At 62.6% G+C, this 16392-nt stretch carries 13 protein-coding genes; 10 read left to right on the forward strand and 3 right to left on the reverse strand.

What is annotated here, in order from left to right; all coding sequences use genetic code 11:
- Positions 1 to 245: 245 nt before the first annotated feature.
- From IT763_RS22130 to IT763_RS22140, 3 genes are read left to right on the forward strand one after another with little or no spacing between them, the layout of a single operon-like run.
- On the forward strand, positions 246 to 1484 hold the full coding sequence (locus IT763_RS22130; protein ID WP_193843138.1) for an SrfA family protein: 1239 nt from the start codon (positions 246 to 248) through the stop codon (positions 1482 to 1484).
- Positions 1484 to 4429, forward strand: coding sequence for a virulence factor SrfB (locus IT763_RS22135; protein ID WP_206195470.1), 2946 nt, complete (start codon positions 1484 to 1486; stop codon positions 4427 to 4429). The genes IT763_RS22130 and IT763_RS22135 overlap by 1 nt, the downstream gene beginning before the upstream one ends.
- A complete protein-coding gene (locus IT763_RS22140; RefSeq protein WP_206195016.1) occupies positions 4426 to 6615 on the forward strand; it encodes a virulence factor SrfC family protein in 2190 nt (729 codons plus the stop codon). Before IT763_RS22135 ends, IT763_RS22140 begins: the two co-directional genes overlap by 4 nt.
- A 33-nt stretch (positions 6616 to 6648) precedes the next feature.
- On the opposite strand, the gene IT763_RS22145 is transcribed toward IT763_RS22140, so the two are convergent.
- Entirely contained in the window at positions 6649 to 7548 is a 900-nt protein-coding gene (locus IT763_RS22145; protein WP_206195017.1) for a LysR substrate-binding domain-containing protein, read from the reverse strand.
- A gap of 142 nt (positions 7549 to 7690) precedes the next feature.
- Here IT763_RS22145 and IT763_RS22150 point away from each other — a divergent pair, with 142 nt between their 5' ends.
- The 4 genes from IT763_RS22150 to IT763_RS22165 all read left to right on the forward strand — a co-directional run bounded on the left by IT763_RS22150 (position 7691) and on the right by IT763_RS22165 (position 10554).
- Complete coding sequence (locus IT763_RS22150; protein WP_176062568.1) at positions 7691 to 8701, forward strand: aldo/keto reductase; 1011 nt, start codon at positions 7691 to 7693, stop codon at positions 8699 to 8701.
- A 55-nt stretch (positions 8702 to 8756) separates the two neighbouring features.
- On the forward strand, positions 8757 to 9554 hold the full coding sequence (locus IT763_RS22155) for an SDR family NAD(P)-dependent oxidoreductase (RefSeq protein ID WP_206195471.1): 798 nt from the start codon (positions 8757 to 8759) through the stop codon (positions 9552 to 9554).
- Positions 9555 to 9590: 36 nt separating this feature from the next.
- Positions 9591 to 10007 carry an SRPBCC family protein gene (locus IT763_RS22160; RefSeq protein WP_028127813.1) on the forward strand — a complete coding sequence of 139 codons (417 nt, stop codon included), beginning with the start codon at positions 9591 to 9593 and terminating at the stop codon, positions 10005 to 10007.
- A gap of 127 nt (positions 10008 to 10134) precedes the next feature.
- Positions 10135 to 10554 carry a VOC family protein gene (locus IT763_RS22165; protein ID WP_206195018.1) on the forward strand — a complete coding sequence of 140 codons (420 nt, stop codon included), beginning with the start codon at positions 10135 to 10137 and terminating at the stop codon, positions 10552 to 10554.
- On the opposite strand, the gene IT763_RS22170 is transcribed toward IT763_RS22165, so the two are convergent.
- A complete protein-coding gene (locus IT763_RS22170; protein ID WP_206195019.1) occupies positions 10551 to 11234 on the reverse strand; it encodes a Crp/Fnr family transcriptional regulator in 684 nt (227 codons plus the stop codon). The two genes, IT763_RS22165 and IT763_RS22170, sit on opposite strands and share 4 nt — an antisense overlap.
- A 160-nt stretch (positions 11235 to 11394) precedes the next feature.
- Here IT763_RS22170 and IT763_RS22175 point away from each other — a divergent pair, with 160 nt between their 5' ends.
- Both IT763_RS22175 and add read left to right on the forward strand, forming a co-directional pair.
- On the forward strand, positions 11395 to 12336 hold the full coding sequence (locus IT763_RS22175; protein ID WP_016930431.1) for a nucleoside hydrolase: 942 nt from the start codon (positions 11395 to 11397) through the stop codon (positions 12334 to 12336).
- 9 nt (positions 12337 to 12345) lie between these two features.
- A complete protein-coding gene (add, locus tag IT763_RS22180) occupies positions 12346 to 13338 on the forward strand; it encodes an adenosine deaminase (protein ID WP_049300432.1) in 993 nt (330 codons plus the stop codon).
- A 28-nt stretch (positions 13339 to 13366) separates the two neighbouring features.
- Here add and IT763_RS22185 read toward each other — a convergent pair whose 3' ends face one another.
- The gene (locus IT763_RS22185; RefSeq protein ID WP_197788042.1) at positions 13367 to 14566 is read right to left on the reverse strand and encodes an NAD(P)/FAD-dependent oxidoreductase; all 1200 of its coding nucleotides are present in this window, start codon (positions 14564 to 14566) and stop codon (positions 13367 to 13369) included.
- 300 nt (positions 14567 to 14866) lie between these two features.
- On the opposite strand from IT763_RS22185, the gene pitA reads away from it, so the two are divergent.
- Positions 14867 to 16369 carry an inorganic phosphate transporter PitA gene (gene pitA / locus IT763_RS22190; RefSeq protein WP_151254288.1) on the forward strand — a complete coding sequence of 501 codons (1503 nt, stop codon included), beginning with the start codon at positions 14867 to 14869 and terminating at the stop codon, positions 16367 to 16369.
- The last annotated feature ends 23 nt before the right edge of the window (positions 16370 to 16392 follow it).

Below are 16392 nucleotides of genomic sequence, written 5' to 3' on the forward strand. Positions count from 1 at the left end.
CGATGTCATAGTGAAAGAGAACATCGTTCCCCGGCGTCGCCTGCCGGGGCTGCGTTCTATTTTTCAGATAAAGCGGTTCACAGACAGGTCCAGATAGCGAGATTTTCACTGTGCCGGTTGCCAAAGTGCGCCGCTAACGCCAAAGAAGGGCGTTTTTCGGGCTGTCCTTGGCCGTTTGGCGGCTCTGCCTGCGGGGTATCATGGACTTTTATGCGTTTTTGCAGAACAGGACAAGGTGCGGCGCCGTGGTGAAACCCTTCTTACGCAGTGGCAGTTTGGATGATGTGCTGGCTTTAGGCGAAAACGGGCAATCGATCTACGCCTGCGCGCAGCAGCTGCGGGAAACCCTGCGTCTTCGCCGGCAGCAGCAGGCCGCCGACTGTCTGGCGATCCCCCAGCCGAACGAAAGCGGCACCCGCATCGACTGGTATGCGCCCTTTCCGGGCAAGGTGACCTCCTGGCTGGCGGCGAGCGACGCCCAGCGCGCGCAGGCGGTTCGCCATCTGGAACACTGCCTGACGACCTTCCGCAGCCTGACCGAACAGGCCCGGGCAACCGATCACCCCAGCCATCGCCTGTTCGGCGCGCTGCTGACCAAAGCGATGCATATTCCCGATCCCAACCACGTCTACCTGGTGGACGATCGGCCGGTGCTGACCTTTTGGGGCTTTATCAAACCGCAGGCGCAGAGCCCGGACGATCCTTTAGCCTGCCTGCGCCCTGCCGAAACGGAGGTAGAAAAACCGGCGCCGATCGCCGCCGCTCCGCGCAAACCGGCCGTTGTCGAGCCGGCCAAATCGGCTCCGGCGGCAGAGCCTGAACCGGTGCCCGCCCCGGCGACGCCCGTCGAATCCCCTGCCGCTGTTCGCCCGCGCCGACGTCACGCCTTCTGGCTGTTACCGGTACTGCTGCTAGGCAGCGCGGCGCTGGCCGCCTGGCTGCACCGCTCGCCGCCCCCGCAACCGGCGATGCCGGCGGAGGTGCGCCATCCGGCGCCGCCGGAAAAAACCGCCGCGCCATTGCCCAAGCTGCGCTTGCCGCTGGCGCACGCCACGCTGATGCCGCCGCCCCCGGCGCCGGCCATCCCGCAACCGCTGGACAAAAATGCGCTGGTGCTGCCGCCCGAGGCGGTGAAGGCCGGCTCCACCCGTTTCCTTAACGGCAAATGGCGCGCCACGGTGGCGCTGAAAGATCCGATCACCGGCAAGCGCCCCAGCCTGCAATACCGCCTGAACGCGGGCAAAGGCAGCGCCGTCATCGCCTACGGCGACGGCGTCACCTGCCGGGCGGCGGTCGAGGCCGGGCTGATGCAGTCCGGCAATCTGGTGATCAACAGCCGCACCAAGGCGCGCTGCAGCGACGGCAGCCGCTATCAGATCCCGGAAATCGTTTGCCGCCAGGGCGAAACCGGCGCGGCGGAGTGCACCGGCCGCTACGATGCGGACACCACCTATCCCATGACGTTCAAGCGCGAGAGTAAATGATGCTGGCCCCCCTAACTGACTACAAACACGGCATTACGCTGATTCAGGACAGCGGCATTCAGTTTCTGGACTTTGCCCTGACGCCGCGACTGGACGCCGAGTTTCCCGGCAAATTCGTGCGCAAGACCGCCAGCGGCCCGCTGCTGCGCCTGCAATGGGAGGCCGAGAGCGGCAAATACCAGTTGCCGGCCGTGGGCGACCAGGCCGCCGAAGTGGTGCGGCCGGAGTTCAGTTATCCGCTGCAGCAGTCGCTGCACCTGCTGGATAAGCTCTGGCTGCCGCTGCCCTTCTTGCGCCACACCCCGGCGGGCCTGTTTTTGTCGGGCCCGGACAACTGGGCGCGCCTGCAGGTGGTGCAGCTGGATGAACCGGATCAGGACGGCAACCTGCTGCGGGTGGTGCTGGCCTTCGACACCCGCGCCGCCGCGCCCGGCCAGGAAGCATTGGCGCCAAGCGAGAGCGATCTCGGCGCCGGCCTCAGCTTCGCGCTGGCGCACCGCAACCACGAGCTGGGCGAGTTCCTCGATCTGACCTGGGTGGACGGCTGGCTGCGCGAGGCGTTCAGCCAGCGCGCCGCCGAGCGGGAACAGCGCACCGAGGCGGAGATCAACGCCGGGCTGAAAACCTTCGAGTATCAGGCGCACTACCTCAACCTGTTGCACATGCTCGGCCATCAGTTGACGGTACCGCAGATAAAAATGGCGGCGGCGACGCTGCAACAGCCGGCGATCGACGTCGATCTGGTGCTGGACGTCGGCAATTCTCACACCTGCGGCGTGCTGGTCGAGGACCATCCGGAGGAGAGCAACGGCCTGAAGCAAACCTATGAGCTGCAGCTGCGCTCGCTGTCCGAACCGCACTGCGTCTACAACGAACTGTTCGAGAGCCGGGTGGAGTTTTCTCGGGCCTCGTTCGGCAAGCCGCATCTGTCCTTCCAGAGTGGACGCGACGACGCCTTCCAATGGCCGTCCATCACCCGCGTCGGCCGTGAAGCCGCGCAATTGGCGCAGCGACGCGAAGGGCATGAAGGCACCACCGGCATCTCCAGCCCACGGCGCTATCTGTGGGACGAGGAGCGCTATGCGCCCGGCTGGCGCTTCAACGAACGGCACGAGCCGATGGCCGCCGCCGCGCCGTTGACCACCTTGATCAACGACGAGGGCGTGCCGCTGTCCGCCCTGCCGACGTCCCAACGGCTGCCGGTATTCGCCGCCCATTACAGCCGCAGCGCGGTGATGAGCCTGATGCTGAGCGAGCTGCTGGCGCAGGCGCTGATGCAGATCAACAGCATCGCACAGCGCAGCCGCATGCCGAACGCCGCCGCGCCGCGCCGTTTGCGCGCCATCATTCTGACGCTGCCTTCGGCGATGCCGAAGCCGGAGCGCGAGATTTTCCGCCGCCGCATGCAGGAGGCGATCGGGCTGGTGTGGAAGGCCCTCGGCTGGCACCCGCAGGATGCGCCGTTCGACGGCGCGCGCACCCGCTTCCCGGCGCCGCAGGTGCAGATGGAGTGGGACGAGGCCACCTGCGGCCAGATGGTCTATCTGTACAACGAAACCCAAGTGAACTTCGCCGGCCGCACCGACGCCTTTTTCGCCGCCATGGCCCGGCCCGACCGGCCGCTGGCGCTAAGCGAACAAGCGGGCAAAACGCTGCGCATCGCCTCCATCGACATCGGCGGCGGCACCACCGATCTGGCGATCACGCACTACTCGCTCGACGACGGCGTGGGCAACAACATCAAAATCAACCCGCGCCTGCTGTTCCGCGAGGGCTTTAAGGTCGCCGGCGACGACATCCTGCTGGACATCATCCAGCAATTTGTTCTGCCCGCCGTGCAACAGGCGTTCGAAGCCGCCGGCGTGAGCGCCGCCGCGGCGCTGATGGACAAACTGTTCGGCAACGAAGGACGCATGGACGGGCTTTCCACCCTGCGTCAGCAGGCCGCGCTGCAGATCTTCATGCCCGCCGGACGCGCGCTGCTCAGCGCCTATGAAGAATACGATCCGCTGGACAGCCGGGCGGAAATCGCCGCCAGCCTGGGCGATCTGCTGCCGCAGCCGCCGACGCCGCAGGTGCTGGCGTTTATCAACGGCGAAGTGCAGCGCGAAGCTGACAGCAACGCCTTCGATATCCTGCACACCCCGCTGGTGATCCGCCTGGCCGATCTGCACGCCGCCTTCTTGTCCGATCGCATCGGCATCGGCCGCTGCCTGCGCCTACTGGCTGAGGTGGTGGCGCTGTACACCTGCGACGTGCTGCTGCTGACCGGCCGCCCGGCGCGCTTCCCCGGCGTGCAGGCGCTGCTGCGCCACCTGCAGCCGCTGCCCGCCAGCCGCATTCTGCCGCTGGAGGGGTATCACACCCGCAGCTGGTACCCGTTCAACAAACGCGGCCGTATCGACAACCCAAAATCCACCGCCGCCGTGGGCGCCATGCTGTGCCTGCTGGCAATCGACCTGCGGCTGGAGAGCTTTTACTTCAACGTCGGGGATTTCCAGCCCTACTCCACCATTCGCTATCTGGGCATGCTGGACGGCAACAACATGCTGGCGGACGATAACGTCTATTACCGCGACATCGATCTGGATCGCGCCGATTTCGCGCTCGATCCCGCCGGCAGCTTCCAGCTGCGCGGCCCGCTGCGCCTGGGCTTCCGCCAGTTGGACAACGAACGTTGGCCGGCCTCGCCGCTCTATACGCTGACCATCAATGACGCCCAGTTGGCGCGTAAGCTGGCCGGTGACGCGGTGATCGGCCTGCGGCTGGCCATCACCGCCAGCGCCGAACAGGGCGCCGAAAGCGTCAAGATCGCGCAGGCGGTGCTGGCCGACGGCAGTGCCGTCCCGGCGCACCATCTGCAACTGAAACTCAATACCCTGGCTGCCAGCGCCTCCGGCGCGACCCACTACTGGATAGACAGCGGGAGCATTTACCCACGATGAAAGCGACTACCACCGTCCAATCAGCCCCAAATAACGCGCTCAGCGCCGGCATTCTGCAGGCGATCGACTGGGTGGACGCCGCGCGCCGGCAGTCCGCCCGTTTGGAACAGGAGGCGGATCGCCTGACGCTGCGCCTGCGCCGTTGCCATAATCGCGCCGTCCAGTTGGAAAACACCCAGCCTGCGCAGGTCGCCATCGGTTTGTATGGCCACAACGCCGCCGCCAAGGCCCACCTGCTGGCGGCGCTGGCCCCTGGCGCAAAGCGCTTCAGCGCGGACCTTTCGCTCGCGGTGCGCTACTGCACGGCGGCCGAGGCGGGGCCCGCCGAGTATCCGATCGCCCTCGCCCTGCTCAATGAAGCGCAGTGGCTGGCCATCACGCTCGATGCCGCCGCGATGGGCGGCTTCCGGCTGGACTGGGACGCCCGCGCGATCGCCGGCCATCTGCAAACGTTGGCACGCCACCGCCAAGCCGTCGCCCCCGACGGCCTCAGCGACAGCGATGTGCTGGCGCTGTGGGATAGCCAATGCCGCCACGGCGACAAGGGGCAACAGACGCTGGACAGGCATTTCTGGCCGCAGGCCGTGGCGCTGGCGCCGCAGCTGAGCATCGACGATCGCGCGCGCCTGTTTGCGCCGCTGTGGGGAGAGGAAACGACGCTGACGACGCATTATCGCCAGCTGGCACATACGCTGCATGCCCTCGGTGACAGCCGACAGGTTCATGCCCCGCGCCGCGCCTTGACGCTGCTGACCGCGAGCGCCGCACCGGAAAACACGGCAATCGTCGTGATGGCCGAACACGGCGGTGAACGGGAGATCGCGCTGAGCGATCTGGCCTGGCTGACCGCCGAAGTGACCACCGGTCTGCCGCAGACGGCGCAGGCGGGCCTGCCCGCCGACGTGGCGCTGATCGACCTGCCCGGCAGCCGCGCCCGCCCGCAGGCGGAGCCGGCGCAGCGGCTGCAACAGGCGAAACGCGCCCATTTGCTGACCCGCTGCGCGGACAGCCTGCACGCCAACCTGCTGCTGGTGACCGATGCCGCCGCCGCGCCGCAGGACGCCGCGCGCATCGGCCAGGCGCTCGCCGGTTGGGTCGACCACACCCAGGGGGAAACCCCGGCGCTGCGCCAACGCCGCAAACCCGGTTTAATTTGGGCAATCACGCCGTTCGACTCACGCCAGGAAGGCAAACCGCGCCCTGACGACGCCGTTCAGCGTCAGGTCGGCGAACCCGGTGACAGCTGGGCCACGCTGCTGGCGCTGGATGAGCAGGATTGCCGCCGCATGGTGAACTACCTGGCCGCACAGGCGCGCCCGGCCCACAAGCAAGCGCGCCTGCTCGAGCTGCGCGAAGAGTTGCAGCGCGAGCTGACGGACAGCCTGCTCGGCAACTGGCTCACCGCCGCCGATCCGTACGCGACCCAGCAACGCGCCCAACAGCTGCTGCGCGCGCTGCAGGCGCAGGCCGGCCGCCACGGCGAACTGCTGGAACGACTGTTGCCCCAGCGCGATACGCTGCGCCAGCTTTACCAGCAACAGCAGCACGCCGCGCCGACCCCGGCGACGCCTGCGCCGTTCGGGCTCGACATCGATCTGTTCGGCGCACCGGAAACGCCGGCCTCCGGCGAGCCCCCCGCGTCACCCTTTGCCGCGCGGGTATTCGCGGATTGGATCAACCATCTGCGCAGCCTGCCGGACAACCGCCGGTTGCTGGATCTGCTCGGTGTCGACAAACCGCATCTCGAACTGCTGGTCGATGCGTTGATCGGCGCCGCCTGCCGCCAGCGGCTCGACGACGAACTGGAGCGCGCGCTGTGCGCCGGCGGCCTGCCGGAACAGGGAGAAGATCGGCAGATCAGCCAGGCGCTGGCGCTACTGGGCGACTTCGTCGCCTGGCTCGGCTTCCAGCGGCGCGATGTGGCAACGCGCCCCGAGAGCCGCGTCAATCCCGGCCAGCCGATCTTTACCCCGCCGCCGCAGCCGGCGGTGGACTGGAGCGGCCAGCAGCGGCTCACCCGGCTGGCGCCGACGCCAACCAAAAATACCGCGTTTTATATCTATGACTGGCTGATCGGCCTGCAGACTCTGCTGGCGGAAAATGCCGCGCAGGCGCAGCCCGCGCTGGCAGACGAGCAGCGCGGCGCACTGACGGCGATCGTCGCCGCCCTACGCGCTGTGCCGTAGCGGGCGCAAGCCGGGCCGGACACCGCCGCGCAGTCAGTGGCAGGCCGGACCGGCCGACATCACTTCGCGGAAATGGGTGACCAGCGGGCGCAGGTTGGCCTTGTGCCACACGGCCCACAGCTGCGTGGTGTATTGCATCCAGGGCAGTTCGCGCAGCACTACGCCTTGCGGCGCGTTATGCCGCAGGCTGTGCTGGATCAACGTCATCCCCAATCCGGCGGCGACCAGCCCCAGCGCGGTCAGCGGCTCGCCCGCCTCCAGCCGAATATCCGGATCGAACCCGGCCTTCACGCAGGCCGCCACGAAGTCGTCGCGCGAATGGGCATCCTCTTTGTGGATCACCGAGATCCAAGCCTGATCGGTGAGATCCGCCGGCTGCAGCGTTTCCCTGTCCGCCAGCGGATGCGTCTGCGGCAAGGCCAGCAGCATGCGATCGTCCAGCACCTGCGTATATTCAAAATCCGGATCCGCGCGATCCGGCGCCGTATTGACCAGCGCCACGTCCAGGCTGCGCTGCCGCAGCCCTTCCATCTGCATGGAAGAAGGCTGGCTGTAAAGCACGATGTGCACATCCGGCCGGGAAACCCGCAGCGACCGCAATGCGTTCGACAAGACGCCGGAGTGCATCGCATTTTCGATATAGCCGATGCACAGCCCGCCGTCTTCCCCCCGCCCCAGGCGGCGCCCGAGCGATTCGAGCCGGGTGGCGTGCGTCAACAGCGCGCGGGTTTCGGCCAGAAACGTCTGGCCATCGGCGGTCAGGCGGATGCGCTGCTGATTGCGCTCGAACAGCATCAAACCCAGACGTTCCTCAAGCTGGGAAATCTGCCGGCTCAGCGGTGACTGGGAAATGTGCAGCCGTTCGGCGGCGCGGCCGACGTGCTCCTCTTCCGCCACCGCCACAAAGTATTTCAACTGACGTAAATCGATCATCTCAGACCTCAAAGGACTTAACTTAGACAAATTATGTCCTATCAAGTCACAACTTGCCAAGTTATCTTTAGCCTCGTGACGGGGCAGACGCTGTATGAGCCCCACAAGTTTCCCTGAAAAGATAACGTATTGAGGATTCACCATGAGCATCAAAAATATTTTACCCGGCAAGATCGGTTTGGGCGGCGCGCCGCTCGGCAATATGTACCGCGCCATTCCAGAAGAAGAAGCGCGGGCTACCGTAACCAGCGCCTGGGACTTGGGCATCCGCTACTTCGACACCGCGCCGCTTTACGGTTCCGGCCTGTCGGAAATTCGCATGGGCGAAGCGCTTTCTCAGTACCCACGCGATGAGTTCGTACTGAGCACTAAAGTGGGCCGCATCATGCTGGACGAAATGGAAGATCCCGCCGCCCGCGATCTGGGTGAGAAAGGCGGCCTGTTCGAACACGGTTTGAAAAACAAGATCCTGAACGACTACTCGGAAGACGGCACGCTTCGCTCCATTGAAAACAGCCTGAAGCGCCTGAAAACCGACCGTCTGGATATCGTCTGGATCCACGACGTCGCTCAGGATTTCTACGGCGACAGCTGGCTGGAACAGTTCAATATCGCCCGTACCGGCGCCTTCCGCGCGCTGTCCCGCCTGCGTGACGAAGGCGTGATCAAAGCCTGGGGACTCGGGGTTAACCGCGTCGAGCCTTGCGAGCTGACGCTGGCGCTCGATGAACCTAAACCGGATGCCTTCTTGCTGGCCGGTCGCTACAGCCTGCTGGATCACGAACGCGCCCTGCAACGCCTGATGCCGGAAGCGCTGGAACAGAATGTCGATATCGTCGGCGGCGGCCCATACAGCTCCGGCGTGCTGGCCGGCGGTGAACATTTCGAATATCAGAAAGCGTCCCCGGCTATTCGCCAGCAAGTCGCGAAAATCAAAGAGATCGCCGCTCGCTTCCAGGTAGACGTCAAAGCCGCTGCGCTGCAGTTTGCGCTGGCTAACCCGGCCGTCGCCGCCGTGATCCCCGGTTCGAGCCGTCCTGGCCGCATGGCCGAAGATCTGGCTGCGCTGGATGCAGTGATCCCGGCTGAGTTCTGGGCGGAGATGCGCCGTCAGAAACTGGTGGCCGACAACGCGCCGCTGCCGATTCGTTAAGTTTTATGGGGCCGCCCCCCGGCCCCATTACCCACATTACAGAGTGATATACATGATGAAACTGGATCTTTCAGGCAAAGTCGCCGTCGTCAGCGGCTCCACCTCCGGCATCGGCTTGGGCATCGCGCGCGGACTCGCCAAAACGGGCGCCACCGTGGTGATCGTCGGCCGTCAAAAAACCGGGGTCGATAACGCTATCGCCGACATCAGCGCCAACGTGCCCGGCGCGCAAGTGCGCGGCGTGGTCGCCGATCTCGGCACGGAACAAGGGGCAGAAACCCTGTTCGCCGCGGAGCCTAAAGCTGACGTGCTGATCAACAACCTGGGCATTTTCAACGATAAAGACTTCTTTACCGTGCCCGACAGCGAGTGGATGCACTTCTATAACGTCAACGTCCTCTCGGGCGTGCGTCTGGCGCGCCACTACGCGCAGAACATGACCGAACAGGGCTGGGGACGCATTATTTTCGTATCGTCCGAATCCGGCGTCGCCATCCCGGCGGACATGATCAACTACGGCGTGACCAAAAGCGCCAACCTGGCGGTGTCTCACGGCCTGGCGAAACGCCTCGCCGGCACCGGCGTGACGGTCAACACTATCCTGCCAGGGCCAACCTTTACCGAAGGCCTGCAGGAGATGCTGGCGGAAGCGGCGGCCAAATCCGGGCGCAGCGCGCGCGATCAGGCCGACGAGTTCGTTAAAACCGAACGCCCAAGCTCCATCATTCAGCGCGCGGCGGACGTCGATGAAGTGGCCAACCTGGCCGTTTACCTTGCGTCCCCGCTGTCTTCGGCCACTACCGGCGCGGCGCTGCGCGTCGACGGCGGCGTCGTCGACACCCTGGCAATGTAATTCCGTACCCTAAACCGATATCAAGAGAGAAAGAAAATGGCTAATACATCCGTATCTATGAACATCCCGGCATCCGCCGACACCGTATGGCAACTGATCGGCGGCTTCGACGCCCTGCCTGACTGGCTGCCATTCATCCCGAAAAGCGTCATTTCGGAAGGCGGCCGCGTGCGTACCTTAACCACCGCCGACGGCGGCACCGTCATCGAGCGGCTGGAAGCGTTCGACAACCGTCAACGCAGCTACAGCTACTCCATCATGCAGGCGCCGTTCCCGGTGGTGAATTACCTGTCCACCCTGTCAGTACACGCCACCGACGACGCCAACGTGGCGCGCGTGGAATGGTCGGGCAGCTTCACGCCGGTCAACATCAGCGACGACGAGGCCGTCGCCCTGTTCAGCGGCATCTACCAGGGCGGCCTGGATGCGCTGAGCGGCAACTTCCCGCGCTAACGCCGGTATGCTCAAGCGCTCGCGGCCGATGGTGAAAGCCATTGGCCGTTTTTTTTGGCTTTAGCTCTGGAGCAGGATAAATCCGCCAGCGCCGTTTATGCTGTAAAGGAGACTTCCGTTTGAGGAGATGGCCGTGCGCCCTTTCAGCCTGAAGACTATCGACCATGTGGTGCTGCGCGTGCGCGATATGCAGAAAAGCCTGCATTTTTATACCCAGATCGTCGGCTGTGATATCGCCAAACAGCGGCCGGATTTGGGGCTGATGCACCTGCGCGCCGGAGCGGCCATGATCGATCTGGTGGATATTAACGGCGTGTTGGGGAAAAAAGGCGGCGCGGCGCCCGATCCTCACCGGCAAAATGTCGATCACGTCTGCCTGCGCATCGATCCTTTCAACGAGGACGAGCTGCTGGCCTATCTGCGAGCGCAGGGGATCGGCATGGATCCCGCCGAATCGCGCTATGGCGCTGAAGGCGATGGCCCGTCCATTTATTTCAGCGATCCGGACGGCAATCGCGTGGAATTGAAGGGGCCGGCGATCGGCTAGATCCTGGCGCTCCCGTTGATGTCGGACAGCCGTTGGCTATCCGTCACCCACAGTGACTTGTTTTTAAATTGAATGATGCCGTCCGCCGCGAGCTGCGCCAGCGCGCGGCTCAGCTGTCTGACGGAGATGCCCAATCTCGCCGCCAGCGCCTCCCGGTTTTCCAGCTCAATCAATTCCCCTTCGTTCTTTATCTTGAATAATAAAAATTTTCGCAGTTTATACTCCGCCGTAAAAACGCCGTTCGCATGCAGCAAAGAGGCATTCAGCAGCTTAGTGCTCAATTGCCGGCAGATAAAGGTGAGGAACGCCGGGTCGCTCAGGGCGTGATTGTTGATGGCCTCTATCGGTGCCGCGAGGAGCAGCGCGTCGGTCACCGCCTGCACGGTGCTGAACAGCGTGCGCTGCGCCTGGGAGAACAGCTCCAGATCGCCAATCACCGAGAAATCCGTTTCGAAGGAAAAGACAATGTGCGCGCCATTCACATCAAAATTCTCAACCTGCAATTTTCCCTGCACGAGAAAAAACAGGTGGGTCAAACGATCGCTTTGCGTCACCAGGTATTCGCCGGCTTCGACGCTGACCAGGCGCAGTGCGGCGAGCAGCGTGGGCGAAAGCGCCGTTCGCAGATCGTGAGCGTCGATAAAAGCTTCTTTTAGCTTGCTGTCACCGACCGTTTTCAAGGCGATTCACTCCCAGGGCTCATCCTTAAACGTCTTACATCCTCGCTTTCGACTGCGTTCAGCATAGCCGACGCGCTTCAGAACGAAAAAGGACATCTGACCTTTTTTGCCTTAGGTCGTCTGGGTACTTTCTCCGCATAGCCCACCCGAGGAGATGGCCATGCGACATATTTTGATAGATACCGATACTGCTTCCGACGATGCCGTCGCGCTGCTGATGGCGTTGCGCGCACCCGACGTGAAGGTGGAAGCGATCACCACCGTCGCGGGAAACTGCCCGCTTGAACAGTGCGTCAAAAATGCACTTATCTGCGTGGAAAAAGCGGGAACCTATGCGCCCCCGGTTTATGCCGGCATGGCGAAACCGCTTTTCCGAACGCGTTATCATTCGCACCATATTCACGGCGAAGACGGCATGGGCGACATGGCCTTGCCCGATCCGCGCCAGAGCGCCGAACCCGTTCATGCCGTGGACGCCATCATCGACTGCGCCGCACGGCTCAATGGCGAGCTGGAAATCGTCACCCTCGGGCCGTTGACCAATCTCGCGATGGCGGTGCTGAAAGCGCCCACGCTGGCCGAAAAAGTGAAGAGGGTTTATGTGATGGGCGGTTCCGGGCTGATGCCCGGCAATATCACCCCGCTGGCCGAATTTAATTTTTACGCCGATGCCGAGGCCGCGCACCTGGTGCTCACTGCCGGGCTGCCGCTCACTCTCGTCGGCTGGGAGATCGGCATGGGGGAAGCGTTTATCGACGAACGCGATATAGAACGATTGAATAACCTCGGCGAACTGGGACGCTTTGCCGTGCGCTGCAATCGCGCGCTGATGGCGTTCAACGCACGGCGTACCGAACGCAAAGGGTTTGATTTGCCCGATCCGACCACCATGGCGGTGGCGCTCTATCCAGATATCGTCGAGACCAGTCTGGAGGCGTATTCATGGGTAGAATATAAAAGTGAGAGGTCTTACGGCCATTACGTCATTGATTCCACTCAGCTTACCGGCGAACCGGCCAATGCGCGCGTGATTACCCGCATTAAGCCCGGCCTGTTTAAAGAAAAACTGTTCTCGTTGTTATCTCAGCCGTTAATGAAATAAGTGACTCGCATGAAATTCGATCCAAGAAAATTGAAGAAAGTGGAATTACACGTTCATTTGGATACCTGTTTAAGCTACCACTATTTAAAAAAGGTCGACCCGCAAATAACCAGAACGGCATTTAATCGGCAATTTGTCGCGCCGAAACGATGCGCCGATCTGGGGGACTTTCTAAGCAAGATAGCGCCGCAAATAGATCTATTGCAGACACGCCAGGCGATAACGCTGGCCGTCGAGGACTTATTCGCGCAGTTGGCGGCGGATAATGTCATCTATGCCGAGCTGCGCTTCGCGCCGCTGCTGCATACCCGGCTGGGGTTAAGCGGTGAAGCGGTGGTCGAGACGGTGCTGGCGGCCATGCATCACGCCTCGCGGGCTTACGGCATCGCCGCCGGGCTGATCCTGTGCACGCTGCGGCATTTCGACGCGGCCGCCAGCCTGCAAACGGCGAAACTGGTTATCGATTATCAGGGAAGCGGCGTGGTGGCGCTGGATTTGGCCGCCGATGAAGCGCGTTACCCGCTGACCCACCATGTGGCGGCCTTTCGCGCCGTGCGTGCCGCCGGCGGCAACGTCATCGCCCACGCCGGCGAGGCGAAGGGCGCCGACAGCGTACGGGAAACGCTGGAGCAGCTACAGGTGTCGCGCATCGGCCACGGCGTCAGAAGCATCGAGGACCCTGCGCTCGTCGAGCGTCTGATAGCCACCGGCGTCCTGCTCGAGATCTGCCCCAGCTGCAATCTCGTCTGCAATCTGTTCGACAGCATCGACGATCATCCGATAGATCGGCTGAAAAGGATGGGAGTGCGGCTGAACGTGAATACCGATGCGCGCACCGTCGCCGACACCACGCTGAACAAGGAGTATCAGCTGTTGCATGACGCCTTCGGCTGGCAGGATGACGATTTTAACCGCAGCAACCGACAGGCGCTGGAGGCGAGCTTTCTCGACGGAAACACTAAAATGAAATTAATGAATCAGCTCAAGGCCGGGCCAATGTGACCCGGCACGTGTCAAGGCTGAGCGGGTTTTAACGCCCCTGCGCCGCCAGCGCCTGGGCGCAGGCCCAGGCCGAACTCCAGGCCCACTGGAAGTTGTAGCCGCCCAGCCACCCGGTCACGTCCACCACTTCGCCGATGAAATAGAGCCCTGGCGCCTTGTGGGCCTCCATCGTCTTGGAAGAAAGTTCGTTGGTGTCAACGCCGCCGAGCGTCACTTCCGCCGTGCGGTAGCCTTCGGTGCCGTTCGGCTGCACGCGCCAGTTCTGCAACAGATCCACCAACGCCGCCTGTTGCGGCGCATTCAGTTGCTTCAGCGTCGCCTCCGGCAATTGTCCCAGGGTCTGCAAACACTCCACCAACCGCTTCGGCAAATGCAGCGCCAGGGTGTTTTTCAGGCTTTGGTTCGGGTGCTCTTGGCGTTGGTTATCCAGGAAGCCCGCCAGATCCAGCTCCGGAAGTAAGTTAACGCTCACATACTCACCCGGTTGCCAGTAGCTGGACAGCTGCAATACCGCCGGGCCAGAGAGACCGCGATGGGTGAACAGAATGCTTTCACGGAAGCTGACGCCGTTCTCGGCGGTGATCACCGCCGGCACCGACACGCCGGACAGCGTCTGCACATGCTCCAGCAGCGGCTTATGCAGGGTAAAAGGCACCAGCCCGGCGCGCGTCGGCAACACTCTGAGGCCGAACTGCTCCGCCAGTTTGTAACCGAACGGCGACGCGCCCAACCCCGGCATGGATAATCCGCCGCTGGCCACCACAAGTGAGCAAGCACTTACTTTCTCGCCATTGAGCGCCAGCTGGTAGCCGCTCTCGGTTTTCTCCACGCCCAACACTTCGCTGCGCAGGCGCATCGTCACCTGGCCCAGCTCGCACTCTTTAACCAGCAGATCCACCACCTGCTGCGCCGAATCGTCGCAGAACAGCTGCCCCAGCGTTTTTTCATGGTAGGCGATGCCGTAGCGGTTGATCAGATCGATGAAGTCCCACTGGGTGTAGCGCGCCAGCGCCGACTTGCAGAAGTGCGGGTTGTTCGACAGATAGGCCGCCGGTTCGGCGTACATGTTGGTAAAGTTGCAGCGCCCGCCGCCGGACATCAGGATCTTGCGGCCCGGTTTTTTGCCGTTGTCGAGCAGCAACACGCGGCAACCGAGTTGCCCCGCCTGCGCGGCGCAAAACATGCCGGCGGCGCCCGCCCCAATCACTACGACATCAAACTGTTCCACCTGAGCCTCACTTATCAAAACCACAATCGCGACAAAAGAGCGCCATATTACGCCGTTTCGCCGCCGGTCACCGCCAAATTCACGGCGGAAGATTGTAAAGCCCCGGCGCCGCCAACGCCACAGTAAGAAAATATTACAGAGGTCAGAGGAGAATAACGCGTTGATATTCAATATTTTTGTTATAGGCGCGTCATCGTTTCGTCATGTCCAAATCAAAAAAACGTCATATTTTCCTTTTCCCCGGCCCCGGTTGTCACTGATAATGCGCGGCGTTCATGTCCACAAACTGGCGTAACGCTTATGCTGCATTTGTTCGCTGGCCTGGATTTCCATACCGGCCTGATGTTAATTCTCGCATTGTTGTTCGTGTTGTTTTATGAAGCCATCAACGGTTTTCATGATACGGCCAATGCGGTCGCTACAGTTATTTATACCCGCGCCATGCGCTCGCAACTTGCGGTCGTGATGGCAGGTTTGTTCAACTTTCTTGGCGTAATGCTCGGCGGTTTGAGTGTTGCTTACGCCATCGTCCACTTGCTGCCTACCGATCTGTTGTTGAACGTCAGTTCAGCACACGGATTAGCCATGGTCTTCTCCATGCTGTTGGCGGCAATCATCTGGAACCTCGGCACCTGGTATTTCGGTCTGCCGGCCTCCAGTTCCCATACGCTGATAGGCGCAATCATCGGTGTCGGTTTAACCAACGCCCTGATGACCCACACTTCGGTGGTGGATGCGCTTAACGTCCCGAAAATGATTGGCATTTTCCTTTCTCTGCTGTTCTCGCCGCTGGTCGGCATGATGGTGGCGGGAGTGATGGTGTTCGCCTTGCGCCGCTATTGGAGTGGCACCAAGAAACGCCAGCGTATCCACATGACCCCTGCGGAACGTGAAAAGGTCGACGGCAAACGCAAGCCGCCGTTCTGGACCCGTATCGCGCTGATCCTGTCGGCGATTGGCGTCAGCTTCTCGCACGGCGCCAACGACGGCCAGAAAGGCATCGGCCTTATCATGCTGGTGCTGATCGGCGTTGCACCGGCCGGCTTCGTGGTCAATATGAATGCAACCGGTTATGACATCACCCGTACGCGTGACGCCGTGACCCACCTGCAGCAATATTACCAGCAGCACGGCGACGCGCTGTCGCATGCGGTGTCGCTGACGCCGCTGGTGCCAAGCCCGGATGACGACGCTGCGTCTGGCAAGCCTGCCGAGTTCCACTGCGACAGTTCGCGCGCCATGCCGGCCATCGAACTGGCTCAGGGCATGCTGACCAACCTGCAAAGCTACGATCAGCTGACGGTTGACCAGCGCAGCCACCTGCGCCGCCTGCTGATGTGCGTGACCGACACGGCGGATAAAGTCGCCAAGCTGCCGGAAACCTCATCCGCCGACCAGCGCTTCCTGAAGAACCTGCGTCAGGATCTGCTGCAGACCGTCGAGTACGCGCCGATGTGGATCATCGTCGCCGTCGCGCTGGCGCTGTCGCTCGGTACCATGGTGGGCTGGAAACGCGTGGCCACCACCATCGGCGAGAAGATCGGCAAGAAAGGCATGACCTACGCCCAGGGCGTATCGGCCCAGATGACCGCGGCGCTGTCGATCGGCGTGGCGAGCTATACCGGCATGCCGGTCTCCACCACCCACGTCCTCTCTTCGGCGGTTGCCGGGACGATGATTGTGGACGGCGGCGGCGTGCAGAGCAAAACCGTGAAGAACATCCTGTTGGCCTGGGTACTGACCCTGCCAATCTCGATTCTGCTTTCCGGTGCGCTGTATTGGGTTGCGTTGAAGCTGATCTAAGCGATAAGCATCATGAGGAAGGC

The organism is Serratia sp. CMO1, from assembly GCF_015689115.1.
GTDB lineage: Bacteria > Pseudomonadota > Gammaproteobacteria > Enterobacterales > Enterobacteriaceae > Serratia > Serratia marcescens.

Coding starts and splice junctions, on each gene's coding strand:
- IT763_RS22135 (WP_206195470.1), top strand. CDS start 1,484: ATGCTGGCCCCCCTAACTGACTACAAACACGGCATTACGCTGATTCAG.
- IT763_RS22140 (WP_206195016.1), top strand. CDS start 4,426: ATGAAAGCGACTACCACCGTCCAATCAGCCCCAAATAACGCGCTCAGC.
- IT763_RS22145 (WP_206195017.1), bottom strand. CDS start 7,548: ATGATCGATTTACGTCAGTTGAAATACTTTGTGGCGGTGGCGGAAGAG.
- IT763_RS22150 (WP_176062568.1), top strand. CDS start 7,691: ATGAGCATCAAAAATATTTTACCCGGCAAGATCGGTTTGGGCGGCGCG.
- IT763_RS22155 (WP_206195471.1), top strand. CDS start 8,757: ATGAAACTGGATCTTTCAGGCAAAGTCGCCGTCGTCAGCGGCTCCACC.
- IT763_RS22160 (WP_028127813.1), top strand. CDS start 9,591: ATGGCTAATACATCCGTATCTATGAACATCCCGGCATCCGCCGACACC.
- IT763_RS22165 (WP_206195018.1), top strand. CDS start 10,135: ATGGCCGTGCGCCCTTTCAGCCTGAAGACTATCGACCATGTGGTGCTG.
- IT763_RS22175 (WP_016930431.1), top strand. CDS start 11,395: ATGCGACATATTTTGATAGATACCGATACTGCTTCCGACGATGCCGTC.
- add (WP_049300432.1), top strand. CDS start 12,346: ATGAAATTCGATCCAAGAAAATTGAAGAAAGTGGAATTACACGTTCAT.
- pitA (WP_151254288.1), top strand. CDS start 14,867: ATGCTGCATTTGTTCGCTGGCCTGGATTTCCATACCGGCCTGATGTTA.